This is a genomic window from Rhodococcus sp. NPDC055112, assembly GCF_053607505.1.
In genome coordinates this window covers 1-2,986 of the sequence record NZ_JBSGTR010000118.1, presented here as the reverse complement: position 1 = coordinate 2,986, position 2,986 = coordinate 1, and the positions used below count along the sequence as shown (strand labels likewise).

At 68.5% G+C, this 2,986-nt stretch carries 2 protein-coding genes and 1 tRNA gene; 2 read left to right on the top strand and 1 reads right to left on the bottom strand.

Annotated elements, in window-relative coordinates; genetic code table 11:
* Positions 1-40: 40 nt before the first annotated feature.
* Positions 41-1,897, bottom strand: coding sequence for a helicase HerA-like domain-containing protein (locus ACWFRB_RS26295; RefSeq protein ID WP_452644278.1), 1,857 nt, complete (start codon positions 1,895-1,897; stop codon positions 41-43).
* A gap of 117 nt (positions 1,898-2,014) precedes the next feature.
* Here ACWFRB_RS26295 and orn point away from each other — a divergent pair, with 117 nt between their 5' ends.
* Positions 2,015-2,614 (top strand): oligoribonuclease, encoded by a 600-nt coding sequence (gene orn, locus ACWFRB_RS26290; protein ID WP_452644276.1) that lies wholly within the window; start codon positions 2,015-2,017, stop codon positions 2,612-2,614.
* A gap of 89 nt (positions 2,615-2,703) precedes the next feature.
* A tRNA-His gene (locus tag ACWFRB_RS26285) sits at positions 2,704-2,776 on the top strand.
* Positions 2,777-2,986 lie beyond the last annotated feature (210 nt).

The following is a 2,986-nucleotide window of genomic DNA, read 5'->3' as shown; positions in this document are numbered from 1 at the left end:
GTTGACGAGTCCCTGGACTCGTCAACCGCGCACAGGTGCGTCAGCGCTTGCGGCGGCGGCCGGTGCCGAAGATCGAGCGCGAGATCTCCCGTCCGGCGACGGTGGCCGCCGACCGCAGGAAGCTCTTGACCGCGCTGTTCTCCATGATCCGTTCCACGGCGCTCGGCTCGTCCGGCGGCGGGGGCGGCAGGTCGGGCAGATCCGGCAGGGCGGGCGGCAGCTCGATGCCGTCCGCATTCGGCGCACCGGACACGCTGGCGGTCAGCTTCTCGTAGGCCGATTCGCGGTCGATGGTCTGGCCGTACTTCGCGTGCAACGGGCTGGCCGCGGCCGCCGCCCTGATCGCCGGCTCACCGATGGTGTCCATCAGCGAACGCGGCGGCGGGATCTTCGCCCACGCCACCGGTGTCGGCGCGCCCTTCTCGGACAGCACGGTCACGACCGCCTCACCGATCCCGAGTGAGGTCAGCGCCTTCTCGAGGTCGTAGTGCTCGGTCTTCGGGTAGGTGCGAACCGTCTTGTTCAGCGCCTTCTGATCGTCCGGGGTGAACGCGCGCAGTGCGTGCTGGATCCGGGCGCCCAGCTGCGAGAGCACGTTGTTGGGGACGTCCGTGGGCAGCTGGGTGCAGAAGAAGACACCGACGCCCTTCGAGCGGATCAGCTTGACGGTCTGCTCCACCTGCTGCAGGAACGCCTTCGACGCGTCCGCGAACAGCAGGTGCGCCTCGTCGAAGATGAACACGAGCTTGGGCTTGTCCACGTCGCCGACCTCGGGCAGCGTCTGGAACAGGTCGGCGAGCACCCACATCAGGAAGGTGGAGAACATCACCGGGCGGGCCGCCTGCGCGCCCAGTTCGAAGAGCGTGATGATGCCGTTGCCGTCGGGTCCCACCCGCAGCAGGTCCTCGGTCTCGAGCTCCGGCTCACCGAAGAAGGTGTCGCCGCCGTCCGCCTCCAGGTTGACCAGCGCGCGCAGGATCACGCCCGCGGTGGCCGAGGAGACCCCACCGATGCCCTTGAGGTCGGCCTTGCCCTCGTCGGAGGTCAGGTGCGCGATGACCGAGCGCAGGTCCTTGAGGTCGAGCAGCGCGAGGCCCTGGGTGTCCGCCCAGTGGAAGATCAGCCCGAGCGTGGACTCCTGGGTTTCGTTGAGCCCCAACACCTTGCTCAGCAGGATCGGTCCGAAGCTGGTGATGCTGGCCCGCACCGGGATGCCGATGCCCTCGGTGCCAAGCGAGAGGAACTCGACAGGGAACCCGGTCGGCGCCCAGTCCGTGATGCCGGTCGAGACGGCGCGGGCGACCATCTTCTCGCTGGACTCGCCAGGCGCGGAGAGCCCGGACACGTCGCCCTTGACGTCGGCCATCACCACGGGCACCCCCGCGGCCGAGAGCTGCTCGCAGATGCCCTGCAGCGTCTTCGTCTTTCCGGTGCCGGTCGCGCCGGCCACCAGCCCGTGCCTGTTGATCGTGGCGAGCGGGATCCGGACGCGCGCAGCGGGATCCACGACGCCGTCGACGATCACCGTGCCCAGCTCCAGCGCCGCGCCTTCGAAGGCGTAGCCCGCGGCGATCTCCTGCGCGGCCGGACTGGGTGCGGCAGCGGTCTCGACCGGGGCGGCAGCTGGAGCCTGAGCCGCCGCGGCGGGCGGGGCCTCGGCCGCGGCAGCATCCGCGGGAGCGTCGTCGACCGGCGCCTGCTTGGCCGGGGTCTTCGCCGCCTGGACCCGCGCCGCCTCTGCGGCTGCCTGCTCCGCGGCCTGCGCTGCCGCCAGCGCCTCCGCCGCGACGCGGGCGGCCTCCTCGGCGGCGGCCTTGGCCGCCTTGGCCTTCTCCTCGAGCGATACCGAGTCCACCTGTGGAGCGGATTCACCGGATGAGGTTGGATCCACCGTCATTCATGCCCTCCTCGGAGCGACAACGTCGTCGAATGTGTCCGCCGCCGCCCAGCCGACCGGGCCCGCGAAGCGACCAGTTGACCTTAACCCGGTCATCGGCTGACTACTGTGTTCCTGGTGCAGGACAAACTTGTGTGGATCGATTGCGAAATGACCGGACTGCGGCTCGGCACGGACAAGCTGATCGAGGTGGCCGCGCTGGTCACCGACAGCGACCTGAACGTGCTCGGAGAAGGCGTGGACATCGTCATCCACGCCGACGAGGCCGCGCTGGCCGACATGCCCGACGTCGTCAAGGAGATGCACGAGCGCTCCGGACTGACCGAGGAGGTACGCCGGTCGACGGTGACGCTCGAGGAGGCCGAGCAGCAGGTGCTCGCCTACATCCGCGAGCACATCCCCACCGCTGGCACCGCTCCCCTCGCAGGCAACTCGATCGCCACCGACCGCGGATTCCTCGCCAGGGACATGCCCGCGCTCGACGAGTACCTGCACTACCGGATGATCGACGTCAGCTCGATCAAGGAGCTGTGCCGCCGCTGGTATCCCCGGATCTACTTCGGCCAGCCGGAGAAGGGGCTCGCACACCGGGCGCTGGCGGACATCCAGGAATCCATCCGCGAACTCAAGTACTACCGACGGACCGCGTTCGTCGCGGATCCCGGTCCCACCACCGACGATATCGCCGCCGTCGTCGAGGATCTGGTCGCCGAATAGATATCGATTGGCATTCCGGCGACGAGTCAGGCTAATATCGTGCACGCCGATACGGAGCAGCCCGCGAGGGTGAAACCGCGCCGGCAATGGTGACTGTAGTTCAGTTGGTAGAGCACCAGGTTGTGATCCTGGCTGTCGCGGGTTCGAGTCCCGTCAGTCACCCGAAGAGAATGCCCCCCGACTCCGGTCGGGGGGCATTCTCCGTTTCCGGGGCAGCACGGCCCCCTGCGACCCGGCACACCGGTCCGTACAACGCGAAGGGCCCCGCACCCTGTTGTGAATTGGTCCCCGAAAGTTGGACTGGCCAAGTAGGAGCCTAAGCGGCAAGGGCCTGGGTCCGGTATTGCACCGGGCTCAGGCCCTTGAGCTTTG